Raw genomic sequence first — 14,976 nt, 5'->3', positions numbered from 1 at the left:
TTGGGGAACGTTCTGGGGGGTGATGGGTATATTTTTTGCCGGTTTCGATCAGTCCTCTACAGGGTTTTTCGCGGCTAAAGCCGCGAACACCCTTGCCAAGAAACCTGCATCCACCGCTCAACGGACCTGATCGGCCTCATCCAGGGCATAGGCCAGATCCTCCTGGCCAGGTTCGGCGCGGTGCAGGGTCACCGGGATCGACTTGGCCGCAGGCACCTTGCTGCGCTCGGCGTGATGCCACAGTGGCACCAACGGATTGCACTCAGGGTAGTAGCCGGCCGCACAGCCCTCGGGGATGTCGTAGACCAGAATCTGCAACGGGCCGACCTCGCGGCGCACTTGCGGCTCGATGGCGGTGCGCACACTGACCCAATCACCGGCAGCAAAGCCCAGCCGCACGACATCGCTGCGGTTGAGAAACAGCACGCTGCGGGTGCCGCTGACGCCGCGGAAGCGATCTTCATAGCCATAGATGGTGGTGTTGAACTGGTCATTGCTGCGCAGCGTCATCAGGTTGAGCACATCGCGCCGATCGGCATCGACGCGGGTGTCGGGGTCTTCTTCCAGGCTCTGGGGCGCCAAAAAGCGTGCCTTGCCGGTGTCGGTGTGCCACTTGCGTTCGCTGGCAGCCAGTGGGCGACGGAAGCCCCCCTGCTGCCACATGCGGGTTTCCATGTCATGGAAGATGTCCGGGTAGGTTGCGCTGATCGCTGTGCGAATCAGCGCATAATCGTGGCGCCAGGCATCCCATGGCACCTGGCAATCGCCGTGCAGCGTGTGCTCGGCAAGCCCTGCGATGATCGCCACCTCCGAGCGCAGATGCTCGCTGGCAGGCTCGGTCGTGCCCTGCCAGGCGCGCATCACCCCGGTGCTGTCTTCGGTGCTGTAGACCTGCTCGATGCCTTCCTGACGATCGATCTCGATATGGCCCAGACACGGCAGCAACCAGGTGTGCTGGCCAGGCACCAGGTGCGTGCGGTTGAGCTTGGTCGCCACCTGCACGTTCAGGGTCAGGTCGGCCCACGCCGGTTCCATGCGGTCGGTGTCGGGAATGGCGCGCAGGAAGTTGCCGCCCATGCCGATGAAGCCTTTTACGCTGCCGTCGAGGATGCCCTCGCAGGTGTCCACCGTCGCCAGGCCCTTGCGCTCGGGCACGCGGATGTTGAACAGCGCGAGCAACTTGTCGGCCGGCACCTTTGCCGGATCTTCGGTGATGCCCACGGTACGCTGGCCTTGTACGTTGGAATGGCCGCGCACCGGGCAGATGCCTGCCCCAGGCCTGCCGATGTTGCCGCGCAACAGCAGCAGGTTGACCAGCATCTGCACCGCATCCACGCCCTTGCGGTGCTGGGTGATGCCCATGCCGAAAATCACCATCACCCGTTCGCTGCGCGCATATACGGTGGCGGCAGCTTCCATGGCCGTTCGGCTCAGGCCACTGTGACGCTCCAGTACCTCCCACGACTGGCTGTCTACCAGACCCCGCAGGCTGTCGATGCCGTCGGTGTGCTCGGCGATGAAGCCGTGGTCGAGCACACCGCCTTGCTGGGCTTCCAGCGCCAGCACCGCCTTGATGATGCCGGTGACAGCGGCCAGGTCGCCGCCGATCTTCACTTGGTGGTATTGAGTACTGATGACCGTCGACTCCGGACCGATCATCTCCACGGGCGACTGCGGATTGACGAAGCGCTCCAGGCCCCGCTCACGCAGCGGGTTGAAGGTGATGATGGGTACCTGACGCTTACGCGCCTCCTGCAGCGGATGGAGCATGCGCGGGCTGTTGCTGCCCACGTTCTGGCCGAAGAAGAAGATGCAGTCGGTGTGTTCGAAATCTTCCAGCGTCACGGTGCCGACCGGCACGCCGATGCTCTCCTGCAAGCCCACCGAGGTGCTCTCGTGGCACATGTTGGAGCTGTCCGGCAGGTTGTTGTTGCCGTAGGCGCGGGCGAGCAACTGGTACATGAACGACGCCTCCAGCGAAGCACGCCCCGAGGCGTAGAACACCACCTGTTCGGGGGGCAGCGCCTTGAGCTGGCGAGCGATGCCCGCGTAGGCCTCGGCCCAGGTGGTTTCCTGGTAGCGGTCGCTGAGCGGGTCGTAGCGCAGCGGATGGGTCAGGCGCCCGTGTTGCTCCAGCGCATTGTCGGTCCAGCCACGCAGCTCGGTCAGGCTGTGCCGGGCAAAGAACTCCGGACCTGTGCGCAGCCGGGTCACTTCCCACGCCGTGGCCTTGGCCCCGTTCTCGCAGAATTCCAGCGCGTGGGGGTTGCCCGGCTTGGCCCAGGCACAGCTGACACAGGCGAACCCCTTGGGCTTGTTCTGCTTCAATAGCGCGGGCGTGGCGGTGGTGAGCGCCTGCTCGTGCCAGAGGATATGCATGACCGAGCGGGCCGATCCCCAGCCGCCGGCGGCCGATTGATAGGGCTTGTAGTGCGGATGGGGATGAATGAGCGACATGGTCGGCACCTGGACAATGGATCACGGGGTATGCAAGGTTCGAAGCAGCGCCAGGCGCGAAAGTTCAAGCGCGCTGCGCGCCGCGAAACGCCTTCCACGCATCCACTGTCGCCGCCGGTCGGCAACTGCGCGCGGCGCCCTGAACCTCGGCCTGCGCGCTCAGCTCATCTAGTTACTCGCACCCAAAGAAGCATGGCCTGGACCGTGCCTGCGAGCACCCAGCCGAGCGGAGATAGCCCATGAGCGACCAACCAAGCCGTACCCCCTTGCCCTTCCAGTCGAGTTTCGAACAGGTTCCTGATGACGAGGCCCAGACCAGCCAGGAACTGGTCGACACTCTGCGCTCGATCATGCAGACCACCTACGAGCACCGTGGTCATTCCGATCGCAGCGTGCATGCCAAGGGCCATGGGTTGCTGGAAGGCGAGGTGATCGTGCTCGACAACCTGCCGCCGGCGCTGGCCCAGGGCGCCTTTGCCCGCCCCGGGCGCTACCCGGCGTATCTGCGGCTGTCGACCAACCCTGGCGACATCCTCGACGACAAGGTCTCCACCCCACGCGGTCTGGCGCTGAAGATGGTCGGTGTCGACGGGGCGCGCCTGCCCGGCAGCGAGGGTGAGCAGACCCAGGACTTCGTCATGCAGAACGCCAAGGCCTTCACCGCAGCGACGCCCAAGGACTTTCTCAAGACCCTCAAGCTGCTGGCCAAGACCACCGACAAGGCGCCTGGCAGCAAGAAGGTCATGTCGGCCGTGCTGCGCGGTGTCGAAGCCACGCTGGAAGCTGTGGGTATCGAAAGCGGCACGATCAAGAGCCTGGGTGGCCATCCGCAGACCCACCTGCTGGGCGAAAGCTACTCCACGGTAGTGCCGCTGCTGTACGGCTCGTACTACGCCAAGGTGGCGGTGGTGCCGATAGCGCCGCAGCTCACCGAACTCACCGACCAGCACCTGGACTTCGAAGGCAACCCTGACGGCCTGCGGGTGGCGGTCAGCGACTTCTTCCAGCAGCAGGGCGGCACGTGGGAAATCCGCGTGCAACTGGCCACCGACCTGGAAAAAATGCCCATCGAAGACGCCTCGGTACAGTGGCCAGAAGACCTTAGCCCCTACGTCACCGTGGCGCGCCTGGAAGTGCCGATGCAAGACACCTGGTCGGACGACAAGGTCAGGCAAATCGACGACGGCATGGCCTTCAGCCCCTGGCATGGCCTGGCCGCGCACCGCCCGCTGGGTGGTGTGATGCGCACGCGCAAACCGGCTTACACGATGTCCGCCAACTTCCGCAGCGAGCACAACGGCTGCCCTATCCATGAGCCGCGCAGTGGCTGCCCGATGCACGCCGCCGATAAAGAAAGTTAAACCTTTCGCCGCCTGGGCGGATCAACCGCAGGGCACGCAATTGCCCCTGCCTCACCACCCCCGAGCACAGGCGGCTTCATGATTCAATTGTTACTGGAGAAACCATGAGCTCAACACTGACCGGCAAACGCGTTCTGATCATCACCTCCGATACCGGTATCGAGCGCGACGAGTTGCTGTCCCCACTCAAGGCCCTGGCCGATCACGGCGCCAGCGTCACCCACGCCTCGATCAAGGGCGCCGAGGTGCAGACCTTCCTGCAAGACACCGAGAAAGATCGTATCGTCACGGCCAACGCCAAGCTGTCCGAGGTCAAGGCCGATGACTATCAGGCGCTGGTGATCCCAGGCGGTACGGTCAATGCCGACAACCTGCGTCAGGACGCCGACGCCCTGCGTCTGATAAAAGCCTTCGCCGATGCTGGCAAGGTAGTCGCCGCCATCTGTCACGGGCCGTGGGCGCTGATCGACGCAGGCGTCATCGAGGGCAAGACCCTCACTTCGTACCCCAGCGTCAAGACCGACCTGGTCAATGGCAAGGGGCAATGGGTCGACGCTGAAGTCAAGCAATGCAATGCCAACGGTTGGCACCTGATCACCTCACGCACCCCGGATGACCTCCCGGCTTTCAACCAGGCGATCGCCCAGGCCTTGGCTTGAACCTCTCCCCAACGCGGCGCCTGGTGCAGGCGCCGCGTTGGGGCGTTGAGGGAATTCCTGCATCAGCGTGATGTCACAGCGAAATCGGAGGATACGTCAGTGGCAGCCTCAGCCACCGGCGATCCGCATGTAACCGCATCAAGAGCACCTGCAATGACTGAATCGACTGTTATGGCCCGAGCACCGCATATCCTGCTGGTCGAAGACGAACGGATGATCCGTGACCTGATCGTTTTCGCCCTGGAGGATCTGGGCGCGACCGTCAAGGCAGTGGAAACCGCCGACGAAGGGCTGGCTGCGCTGGAGCAGGCGCCTTGGTCGCTGTTGCTGACCGATGTGCAGACCCCAGGCGAGCTCGATGGTCTTCAACTGGCCTGGCGCGCCCAGGCGCGCTCGCCCGACATGGGCCTGGTGGTGATGAGCGGATACCATGGCGGGCTCAATGCGCCTCTGCCTGACGGTGCGCTGTTCCTGCCAAAGCCTTGGTCGATGGATCAGTTTTATCAGGTCATCGAATCGCAATTGGCACGTCGCTCGGCGTACCGTCCGGCGGCTTGACGATGAGTGTTGCGCGGCAGTTCCCATCTGCTGCAATTTGAGGCAGTCTCGCCCGAGTCTGTAGTGCCCTTCAATCTCCTTGCGGTTTGGAATCCACCATGGATTTACAACGGCGTAACAACGTGCAAGTGCGCGGCAACGGGCCGTGCACCTTGTTTTTTTCCCATGGTTTTGGCTGCGATCAGTCGATGTGGCGTTTTGTGCTGCCGCACTTCGAACAGCGCTGGCGCACGGTCAGCTATGACCTGGTCGGTGCAGGCGCCTCTGACCTGAGCGCTTACGAGCGCAGCAAGTACGACACGCTGTCGGGCTATGCCGACGACCTCAACCAGTTGATCGATCACTATGCGCAAGGCCCGGTGGTGCTGATCGGGCATTCGGTGAGCGCGATGATCGGCGTGCTCGCCGATCGCCAGCGCAGTGGCGGCATCGCGGCACAGGTGATGATAGGCCCGTCGCCCTGCTACATCGACGACAACGACGGCTACGTAGGCGGCTTCAAGGAAGCCGACATCCAGTCATTGCTCGATACCCTCGACAGCAACTATCTGGGCTGGTCGAGCACCATGGCCCCGGTGATCATGGGCGCCCCAGGCGAGCCGGAGCTGAGCGAAGAGCTGACCAACAGTTTCTGTCGCACCGATCCTGACATCGCCCGGCAGTTCGCCCGCGTCACCTTCCTCTCCGACAACCGCAATGATGTGCAGGGGTTGCAAACCCCGACGCTGATCGTGCAATCGAGCGACGATCTGATCGCACCCCTGGCTGTTGGCCAGTACCTGCACCAGCACATGCCCAACAGCCAGCTGGCCCTGGTTCCCAACATCGGCCACTGTCCGCACATGAGCGCGCCCAGTGCCTGCACCGAAGCCATTGACGCGTTCCTGCACGAGCAATTGGGCCAGCATGGCCGGCGCTGAGCAGCTGCCCAGCGCCGAAGCGCTGTTCGAACGGGCGCCGTGCGGCCTGGTCGTGACGCTGGAAGACGGCACCATCCTGCGCAGCAACCATACGTTCGCCGAATGGATCGGTTTCCAGGCGCAGCAGTTGCTCGGTCAGCGCTTCCAGAACCTGCTGACCATGGGTGGGCGGATCTTTCACCAGACCCACTGGGCGCCGCTGATGCGCATGCAAGGCTCGGTCGCCGAGGTCAAGCTCGACCTGCTGCACCGCGATGGCCGCCTGGTGACCCTGCTGCTCAACGGCATTCGCCGCGAGCATGAACATGGGGTGTGTTACGAGTTGGCCTTGTTCGGGCTGGTCGAGCGGGACCGCTATGAGCGCGAACTGCTCGCCGCACGCAAGCGTGCAGAGCAGTTGTTGGCAGAACGCAGCAGCGCCGAACTTGCCCTGCAACAGGCCAAGACCGAGCTTGCCGTCGCCTATCGTCAGGCTCAGCGCAGGGCTTCGTTCGCCGAGCAGATGGTGGCCATCGCCAGTCACGACCTGAAGAACCCACTCACGGCCATCAAGATGGCCAGCGGCCTGCTCGGGCGGGGCGAACGCGGCGCCCGCGAGCAGCAACTGGTGGACAACATCCAGGTGTCGTGCGAACGCGCGCAGCGCATGATCGCCGACCTGCTCGACCTCGCATCGGTGCGCATCGGCCATGGCATCAGTATCCGGCGTCGCCCAGTGGTATTGCACGATCTGATCGCCGAAGGCGTAGCCGAATGGCGGGTGGCCTTCGCCCAGGCACAGGTGCGTTATCTGGGGCGCAACCGCGGCACCGTCATCATCGATCCGGATCGTCTGTATCAGGCGCTGGGCAACCTGGTGGCAAATAGCGCTACCTATGGTGACCTCAGCTACCCCATTACCCTCACCAGCGACGTGAGCGCGGCGTTTACCACCTTTACCGTGCACAACCACGGCCCGGTCATTCCGGCGCCGCAGATTGCTCGCCTGTTCGAACCCATGACCCGTGCCAGCGAGCGCAGCGCTGGCGTGCGCTCGGTCGGCCTGGGGCTGTTCATCGTCAAGGAAATCGTCAACGCCCATGGCGGCGAGATCGCCGTACATTCCTGCGAGGCAGCCGGCACCACCTTCACCCTGCGCCTGCCCGCGCTCCCGTCGACCGCCCCCAGCGAGGCTCTGGCACCATGAACCCGATCACCCAGCTCGAACAAAGCATCGAGCGTCTTGGCCGAGTGGCCGATGGACTCGATGCCATCAGCCCCTGCCCCACCTCACGCCTGCTGCTGGTGACCTGGCTCGCCGAGCGCCTGCGCAGCGAGGCCGAGCTGGAACGCGCCGAGCACCAACTGCCGGCATTGCCCGATACGCTGGTGGCCGATTACCGCGCCTGGATCGCCAAAGGTGGGCGTGACTAGGCCCGACCGGCAGAACCGCTGACCTGTTTCACCTGAACTTTATGCACCCGTATGGCTTCCTCTACCAAGAGGTCATTCCCGACCGGCTGACAGGAAGCGATCACCATGCGAGCACTGACCTACCACGGCGCCACCGATGTCAGGGTCGATACCGTCCCCGATCCGATCCTCGAAGCACCTGACGACATCATTCTGCGGGTCACCGCCACGGCGATCTGCGGTTCGGACCTGCACCTTTACCACGGCAAGATTCCCCAGACCGAAAGCGGCGACATTTTCGGCCACGAGTTCATGGGTGTGGTCGAGGAAGTGGGCAGCGAGGTCAGCGCTGTGTCGGGGGTCTATGCCGGGTTCATCCATGGCTTTCTGTTCGGGGATGCCTTCGACAAGGGACTGACGTTCAAGATGGGCCAGACCCACGTCCAGCGTTTCCTGCCTGAGCGGCTCGAACATATCGAGGCCGGGCGCCTGCAACCGGAGCTGATCATCACCCACCGCCTGGCCCTGGAAGAAGCACCGCTGGGCTATCAGCTGTTCGACAAGAAACAAGACGACTGCCGCAAGGTGATCCTGGTAACAGGGGCCGCTGCGGGCACATTGGGAGCCGACCATGAATACGCCTGAAACGCCACAGAGCAACAGCCTGATCGACCCGGCCACGGGCATGAAGCCTGGCGAGCGCTACCAGATCGAGCAGCGCGAGGGCGCGCATGCCTTCGACGGTTTCTTCCTCGATGGCAAGTACTTCCTCGAGGCCGATCTGCTCACCGCCGTCGGCTGGCTGGAGGACCAGCGCTTTATCTACGACCGGGTACAGGCCAGCGGCGAGCCAGAGTTCGCCGAGCGCCATGCCGGTGACATCAGCGACCTGAGCCTGACGCTGGTAGACGGTACGCTGCTGAAACTGACGCCGCTCGACGTCGAGGTGGCGGTCAAGGCTGATGTCGAGCGTGCCGGCGAGGATACAGCCCAGGCCCCTGCCCCGGCGCAAGCCGCAGGCTCACCCAGTGACGAGCCAGCCGAACAGTCCACGCAGTCCGAGTCCGATCAGGCGTCCCCCCAGCAGCCAGAGCAGGCCAAATCTCACGCCTGCCCAGCTTCGACCACCGTGCAGGTGCTGGCCGCAGCCGCCGCGGCACTGCTGGTCGGTGTGGCGGCAGGTGTCGCGCTGAGTCGCTGCCGGCGCTGAACCGCACGCCAGGCCTGCGCCTCCCGCACCTAAGCAGGCCCTGGCGCAGTTGGCTGCAGGCAAAAAAACGCCGGAGCCAATCGCCTCCGGCGTTTCTACAGGACTGCTGAGCGCTTGCAGCTCAGCCCTCACTGCTTGGCATCACCACCATGGGCGGCAGCCAATTTACGCGCTTCTTCCAGGTGTTTTTCCAGCTTGGGCAGGGTTTCGCTGGCAAAGGCTTTCAGCTCGGCATCCTTGCCATCCTTGACCTCTTCGTTGAACAGCTCGATGGTTTTCTCGTGGGCGTTGACCTGATTGTTGGCATACGAGCGGTCGAACGATTCTTCACGGATGTCGAGGATCAGCTTTTTGGCCTTGTCCAGCAGCTCGGCATCGGTGGCTACTTTCAGGCCTTTCTGCTGGGCGATGCCTCGCAGGGTCTGGTTGGCTTTGGTGTGGTCGTCGATCATCATCTGGGCGAAGCTCTTGACGTCGGCCGACTGGCTTTTCTGCAGCGCCAGCTTGCCGGCTTCAATCTCTGCAATGCCCTTGGCAGAGGCCTCATCGACAAAGTCGGCAGGCTCGGCGGCGAAGGCTGCATGGCTTGCGAAGGCGAACAGTACACCGCAGATACCGGCTTTCAATTTGCTGTTCATGGTGTAACTCCTTGGGCGTCGTTCCGTTGAGTGAAGTAGCACTCGTTGTGACTGAGCGCGCCCTGGGAGCGTTCAGCTTTTCTCGGCCCCGCGGGTCCGCCCTGCGCCTCAGGCCACCTGGATATACACGGCATAGGCGCCCAACAGCACCCAAAACCCGAGGAAGATCCAAGGCGTACGCAGCGAGAACAGCAATGACTTCTTGTGCCCGACGCGCGAGGTTTCCGCTTCGCTGAACAGCGGCGTCTCGTCGTACATCAGACCCATCATCGGCTGGCTACGCAGCAAGTGGCTCTGCTTGAGCTGCCAGTGGTCGATGATCTTGTAGGCCGCGCGGATACCTGGCCAGGCGTTCAGTGAGCTGAGCACCCCCAGTAGCGCCAGGAACGCCGGCACGATCATGGTGAACATCTTGCCCCACTCGGGGTTGAGGTTACCCATCGCCGAGACGAAAGCGATCACCAGAAACGACTGCGCCGCCAGGTAGGCATCGGTGCGGTTGGCCAGGATGCTGGTTTCGTACTGAATTTCACTGCGGTAGAAGTCCAGGCGCTCCTTGAGATTGCCGAACATCTGGGCGTTACGCGCTTCTATCTCATGCTCGGGGGTAGAAGGCGTGATGATGTGGGACACGACTCGGCTCCTGCAGGTCGGGCCTGCGTCTACATGGGTTGACGAGCGGTAGAGCCGGCCGGTCCGCAAAGATTCAGTTACATGTCACCAGCGGTACTGCCCTACCGCAAAGGGGCAAGGCAGACAGCGGCCGTTCAGTCACCCAGGCTTTCGGAATTGACGCGCCCCTGGCGACGCCCGGTGTCTTGCGCGGTCGATTCATGCTCGCCGTCGCGCGCGTGGTCCGGGCGCTGGGCATCGTTGTCGCGGGGCTGTTCCCCGGATGCATTGGAACCGCGGCCTGTGCGTTGGTCGTCTGGTGTAGGGTTGGACATGGTGCCTCCTCAGCCTTTGCTGTGTTCAGGGGAGCTTGGACCGCATCAGCGCTTCATTGAGTCGGCGACTCAGTGTTGATGTACGCCGGACGTGGCGCCAGGGTGAAGGCGCGGCGCTGCTCGCGCTTGGCATGCGCACGTGCTGGCAGCGGCTCGAGGGTTTGCGCCTTACCGGTCTCGAGCGCGCGCTCGATGGCCATGATCACCCGCACGTCGCGCCAGCCCTCCTCGCCATCGGGTTCGGGTGCCTGGTTGCGCAGGATGCAGTCGGAAAAGTACGCGGTCTCGCCGGCGAACTGATCGACCACCGGGCTGACGTGTACACGGTTATCGCCTTCCAGTTCCGCGTGGTACTTGATCGCCACACCTTCGCCGTAGCCAAAGCACGGCGAGGCATCGATCACCCCTTTATTGCCCAGCAGGGTGAAGCGCTCGACGTCGGGCAGCGTATAGCTGAGGGTGAACTGGGCCAGGCGCTCATCGGCGAAGCGCAGGCTGACGGTCACCGTGTCCCAGGTATTGATGCCGCTGTCAGGGCTGCGCACGCCCATGGCCATCACCTCGATGGGCTCGGCGTTGAACAACTGACGCACCATGTTCAGTGGATACGGCCCCATGTCCAGCACAGGACCTGCAGCGAAACCGTCCTGGGCGCGGTGATTGCTTGGTTTGACCGTCTGGGTGAAGGTCGAGGTGAACAGCCGTGGATCACCGAAGTCACCGGCCTGGACCCGCTCGATCATGTCCAGAGTGCCCGGCTCGCTGTGCAGGCGGTAGGCGATCATCAATTTGGCCCCCGAGCGGCGCGCCGCTTCGAGCATGGCCTGACAATCCTCTTCGGTGCTGGCCATGGGTTTTTCCAGCAACACGTGGATGCCGGCTTCCAATGCTGGGACCACGAACTCGCGGTGGCGGAAGTTGGGCGTGGCCACGTACAGCGCATCGACCACGTCGTCCGCCAGCAACTCGGCGAACTGCTCGTAGGCATAAGCCTTGAGGCCATAGCGCGGGGCGAGCAGCTGGGCCTTCTGCGCATCGCCGGTCACCAGCGCGGTCATCACCGAATTGTCGGTCTGACCCACGCCGGGCATGAACGCCCCTTGGGAAATCGAGCCGCCACCGACGACGCCGTAGCGAATCTTGCCATCTGCACTGGGCATGCGTGCCTCCTGTTCGCGATCAAAAAATGCATTCACGCAACAGTGGGCAATAGGCCGGGCAGGCCAGTTCCATCTTTATCCAGGCGTATTGCCCATCACTGCAACCAGGGCGGTGGTGGCTCATCACCCTTGCGCGGGCCGTGCTCGGCTTCTTCACGGGCGGCGCGGCGCCGAGCGTCATCAGCGCGGGCAGCATCGATTTCGCGCAGCACGCCGTCGACATCGGCGTGGTGATCGTCGTCGGCGAAGTGGCCGGTCAGCGCAGAATCAGGACGCAACTCACCGGCCTGGTACAGCGCCCACATTTCACGGGCATAACGCGTGGCCTTGAGTTCCGGGGCGAACTGGGCGAAGTAGTCGCGCATGTTGCCGACATCGCGCTCGAGCATGCTGAACGCATGGTTATTACCCGCGGCATCCACCGCCTGCGGCAAATCGATGATCACCGGGCCTTCAGGGCCCAGCAGCACGTTGAACTCGGAAAGGTCGCCATGCACCAGGCCTGCGCAGAGCATCAGCACGATCTGCTGGATGACGAAGGCGTGGTAGTCACGGGCCTGGTCGGCCTCGAGATGAACGTCGTTGAGCCGTGGCGCGGCGTTGCCGTTGTCATCGACCACCAGTTCCATGAGCAGCACACCGTCGAGAAAATCATAGGGCCTGGGTACCCGTACCCCGGCACTGGCCAGGCGGAACAGCGCCGCCACTTCGGCGTTCTGCCAAGCTTGCTCGGCTTCGCGGCGGCCGTACTTGGAGCCATTGCTCATGGCCCTGGCCTGACGACTGTTACGCACCTTGCGCCCTTCCTGGTACTGCGCGGCCTGGCGGAAGCTGCGCTTGCTGGCTTCCTTGTAGACCTTGGCGCAACGCACCTGATTGCCGCAACGTACGACGTATACGGCAGCTTCCTTGCCACTCATCAACGGGCGCAGGACCTCGTCGACCAGGCCGTCCTCAATCAGCGGTTCAATTCGTTTTGGCGTCTTCATCAGCTCTGCTTATTGGGGCCTGCCCGGGCGGCCGTGTCTGGATGGACGCCCATCCTCTCACAGCGGGGAGGAACTTGCTCGGGCGAGCGGCTGAGGGCGACTGGCCTAGAAAAAAATCGACAAGCTGCTGAATTATTTAGTGTCCAATTGTATCTCACCCCTTAGACCCGGGCCTCTGGCCAGCACCTTCGGTAGTGGCTGCTCGATCGAGCCCGGCACGTAAAAGGAAGAGAACGGTATGAAATCACGCAAGAAAAAGGTCAGCCCGATCGGACTCAAGGACATCACCATCGTCGACGATGTGAAGATGCGCAAAGCCATCTCCGCCGCGGCATTGGGCAACGCCATGGAGTGGTTCGACTTCGGCGTCTACGGCTTCGTCGCCTTCGTCCTCGGCAAGGTGTTCTTCCCCAACGCCGACCCCAGCGTGCAGATGATCGCAGCGCTGGCCACCTTCTCGGTCCCATTCCTGCTGCGCCCGCTGGGTGGCGTGGTGTTTGGCGCCATCGGTGATCGGCTCGGACGACAGAAAGTGCTGGCCGCCACCATCATCATCATGTCGCTGAGCACCTTCGCCATCGGCATCATTCCCTCGTATGAATCGATAGGCATCTGGGCGCCGATCCTGCTGTTACTGGCGAAGATGGCCCAGGGCTTCTCGGTCGGTGGCGAATACACCGGTGCCTCGATCTTCGTCGCCGAGTACGCTCCGGACCGCCGTCGCGGCTTTCTGGGCAGCTGGCTGGACTTCGGCTCGATTGCCGGCTTCGTGATGGGTGCGGGCCTGGTGGTGCTGATCCAGAGCGTGGTGACCGAAGAACAGTTCTTCGAGTGGGGCTGGCGCCTGCCGTTCCTGCTGGCACTGCCATTGGGTGTGATCGGCCTGTACCTGCGTCACGCCGCCGAAGAAACCCCGGCCTTCCAGCAGCACGTCGAGAGCCTCGAGCAGGGCGACCGCGACGGCCTGGCGTCTGGCCCGAAAGTGTCGTTCAAAGAGATCGCCACCAAGCACTGGCGTAGCCTGCTGACCTGTATCGGTGTGGTCATCGCGACCAACGTCACCTACTACATGCTGCTCACCTACATGCCCAGCTACCTCACCCACAACCTGCAATACAGCGAAAGCAACGGGGTGCTGATCATCATCGCGATCATGGTCGGCATGCTCTTCGTGCAGCCGGTGATCGGTTTCCTCAGCGATAAGTTTGGCCGTCGTCCGTTCATTCTGACCGGCAGCATCGGCCTGTTCGTGCTGGCCATTCCGGCCTTCCACATGATCACCAGCGGCAGCACCGGGCTGATCTTTGCCGGTTTGCTGATGCTGGCCATCCTGCTGAACTTCTTCATCGGCGTAATGGCCTCGACCTTGCCGGCCATGTTCCCGACGCACATTCGCTACAGCGCCCTGGCCAGTGCGTTCAACATCTCGGTATTGATCGCCGGTGTCACCCCCACCGTCGCCGCTTGGCTGGTGGAAACCACCGACAACCTGTTCATGCCGGCCTACTACCTGATGACCATCGCCGTAATTGGCTTCATCACCGCCGTGACCATGAAGGAAACCGCCAACAAGCCGCTGCGCGGTGCTGCTCCGGCCGCCTCGGACATCGAAGAAGCTCGTGAGCTGCTGCAAGAGCACCATGACACCATCGAGCAGAAGATCGAAGACATCGACACCCAGATCGCCGAGCTCGAAGCCAAGCGCGCCACCCTGGCGCAACAGCACCCGCGGATCGACTGATCCGCAGCGTTGACCACGGGCCGCCCTGCGGCCCATGGACTGCGCAGCAGTCCCTATCCCACCGGATCAACGCTGAGCGCCGACTCCAACACCAGCGCGACCTCCTCCCTCGCATTTCGTCCAAAATCGCCGACCGCTCAAGCTCAAGGGTTTGCCTATCGCCGATGGGCCGTTATCCTAGGCCACTCCCGCACAGGAGCCGCTTCCCCGATGATTGTTTTACGGCCTTTCTGGCTGCTCGGCGCAGCCCTGCTGCTGAGCCTGCCGGCGCAGGCCCAGCAAATCCAGCGTGAGCTGGGCGACTTCGATTTCAAGCTCGCCACCACCCCCACCCGCAGCATGGCCGAAGGGCTGATCTCACCGAGCGCGGTGGGCACCTTCCATGGTGGCGTCGACCTCAGCCATGCCAATGGCCTGTACTTCGGTCAGTACGCACCGAGCATGGGCCTGACCAAGACCTCGACCCTCAAGCTCGACAACTACGTCGGCTACAAGCAACCACTGGGCGGTGACCTGGGCTATGAGGTAGGGGTGATTCACTACAGTTATCCGACCCTGGCGGCGAACAACAGCTACGCCCTGTATGGCGGTCTGTCGCTGCTGGGTCGACGTATCGGCGGGGCATTGAATGACAAACCGAGCAACCGCACCGGCACGCTGTTTGCCAACCTGGGGCGGTTGCCGTTGTTCGGTGTCGACCTCAGCGTCAAGGTCGCCCATCACCAGTTCAGCACGCCCTACACCATTGGCGATGGCAGTCGAGTCGATGGCTTCAGCGACTGGTCACTGAAGTTCTCCAGGCCCTGGCGCGGCGTCGACCTCAACCTCACCTGGAGCAACTCCAACCTCTCGGGAAGCGGCTGTGACGCTTATTCAGGCATCAACACCACCTGCGACAGCATGGTCACACTGAAGGCCCAGCGCAGCTTTTTCTAGAGGTCGAG

Annotated in this window: 16 protein-coding genes; 10 read left to right on the top strand and 6 right to left on the bottom strand. The window is 63.1% G+C overall.

The annotated features are described in order from the left end of the window. Positions 1-117: 117 nt before the first annotated feature. Positions 118-2,457, bottom strand: a complete 2,340-nt coding sequence (locus tag LK03_RS16975) for an FdhF/YdeP family oxidoreductase (protein WP_038413564.1) — start codon at positions 2,455-2,457, stop codon at positions 118-120. A gap of 239 nt (positions 2,458-2,696) precedes the next feature. On the opposite strand from LK03_RS16975, the gene LK03_RS16970 reads away from it, so the two are divergent. From LK03_RS16970 to LK03_RS22420, 8 genes are all read left to right on the top strand, one after another. Further along, on the top strand, positions 2,697-3,818 hold the full coding sequence (locus LK03_RS16970) for a catalase family protein (RefSeq protein ID WP_038413563.1): 1,122 nt from the start codon (positions 2,697-2,699) through the stop codon (positions 3,816-3,818). Between the two features lie 104 nt (positions 3,819-3,922). Beyond that, positions 3,923-4,477: a type 1 glutamine amidotransferase domain-containing protein gene (locus LK03_RS16965; RefSeq protein ID WP_038413562.1), complete on the top strand. Its 555-nt coding sequence runs from the start codon at positions 3,923-3,925 to the stop codon at positions 4,475-4,477. Between the two features lie 153 nt (positions 4,478-4,630). Further along, positions 4,631-5,035: a response regulator gene (locus tag LK03_RS16960; RefSeq protein ID WP_049870536.1), complete on the top strand. Its 405-nt coding sequence runs from the start codon at positions 4,631-4,633 to the stop codon at positions 5,033-5,035. A gap of 98 nt (positions 5,036-5,133) precedes the next feature. Next, positions 5,134-5,955 (top strand): alpha/beta fold hydrolase, encoded by an 822-nt coding sequence (locus tag LK03_RS16955; protein WP_038413559.1) that lies wholly within the window; start codon positions 5,134-5,136, stop codon positions 5,953-5,955. Continuing rightward, complete coding sequence (locus tag LK03_RS16950) at positions 5,942-7,141, top strand: PAS domain-containing sensor histidine kinase (protein ID WP_049870535.1); 1,200 nt, start codon at positions 5,942-5,944, stop codon at positions 7,139-7,141. The genes LK03_RS16955 and LK03_RS16950 overlap by 14 nt, the downstream gene beginning before the upstream one ends. Further along, entirely contained in the window at positions 7,138-7,368 is a 231-nt protein-coding gene (locus tag LK03_RS16945) for a hypothetical protein (protein ID WP_038413558.1), read from the top strand. Before LK03_RS16950 ends, LK03_RS16945 begins: the two co-directional genes overlap by 4 nt. A 105-nt stretch (positions 7,369-7,473) precedes the next feature. Further along, positions 7,474-7,992 carry an alcohol dehydrogenase catalytic domain-containing protein gene (locus LK03_RS22730; RefSeq protein WP_038413556.1) on the top strand — a complete coding sequence of 173 codons (519 nt, stop codon included), beginning with the start codon at positions 7,474-7,476 and terminating at the stop codon, positions 7,990-7,992. Then, positions 7,979-8,557 carry a hypothetical protein gene (locus LK03_RS22420; RefSeq protein ID WP_049870534.1) on the top strand — a complete coding sequence of 193 codons (579 nt, stop codon included), beginning with the start codon at positions 7,979-7,981 and terminating at the stop codon, positions 8,555-8,557. Before LK03_RS22730 ends, LK03_RS22420 begins: the two co-directional genes overlap by 14 nt. A gap of 128 nt (positions 8,558-8,685) precedes the next feature. On the opposite strand, the gene LK03_RS16930 is transcribed toward LK03_RS22420, so the two are convergent. From LK03_RS16930 to LK03_RS16910, 5 genes are all read right to left on the bottom strand, one after another. After that, a complete protein-coding gene (locus LK03_RS16930) occupies positions 8,686-9,195 on the bottom strand; it encodes a DUF4142 domain-containing protein (RefSeq protein ID WP_028694283.1) in 510 nt (169 codons plus the stop codon). Positions 9,196-9,303: 108 nt separating this feature from the next. Next, positions 9,304-9,828 carry a hypothetical protein gene (locus LK03_RS16925; RefSeq protein WP_038413555.1) on the bottom strand — a complete coding sequence of 175 codons (525 nt, stop codon included), beginning with the start codon at positions 9,826-9,828 and terminating at the stop codon, positions 9,304-9,306. 134 nt (positions 9,829-9,962) lie between these two features. After that, complete coding sequence (locus LK03_RS16920; protein ID WP_038413554.1) at positions 9,963-10,142, bottom strand: hypothetical protein; 180 nt, start codon at positions 10,140-10,142, stop codon at positions 9,963-9,965. Positions 10,143-10,195: 53 nt separating this feature from the next. Further along, positions 10,196-11,302, bottom strand: a complete 1,107-nt coding sequence (locus LK03_RS16915; protein ID WP_038413553.1) for a Gfo/Idh/MocA family protein — start codon at positions 11,300-11,302, stop codon at positions 10,196-10,198. Between the two features lie 95 nt (positions 11,303-11,397). Next, positions 11,398-12,291 (bottom strand): PA4780 family RIO1-like protein kinase, encoded by an 894-nt coding sequence (locus LK03_RS16910; RefSeq protein ID WP_038413551.1) that lies wholly within the window; start codon positions 12,289-12,291, stop codon positions 11,398-11,400. 238 nt (positions 12,292-12,529) lie between these two features. Here LK03_RS16910 and proP point away from each other — a divergent pair, with 238 nt between their 5' ends. Further along, complete coding sequence (gene proP / locus LK03_RS16905; protein WP_038413550.1) at positions 12,530-14,032, top strand: glycine betaine/L-proline transporter ProP; 1,503 nt, start codon at positions 12,530-12,532, stop codon at positions 14,030-14,032. A 210-nt stretch (positions 14,033-14,242) separates the two neighbouring features. Continuing rightward, a complete protein-coding gene (locus LK03_RS16900) occupies positions 14,243-14,968 on the top strand; it encodes a TorF family putative porin (protein ID WP_038413549.1) in 726 nt (241 codons plus the stop codon). The last annotated feature ends 8 nt before the right edge of the window (positions 14,969-14,976 follow it).

It is taken from the genome of Pseudomonas cremoricolorata (assembly GCF_000759535.1).
In the GTDB taxonomy this organism is placed as follows: domain Bacteria; phylum Pseudomonadota; class Gammaproteobacteria; order Pseudomonadales; family Pseudomonadaceae; genus Aquipseudomonas; species Aquipseudomonas cremoricolorata_A.
The sequence above is the reverse complement of the archived record's forward strand: the minus strand, read 5'-3'. Positions and strand labels throughout refer to the sequence as shown.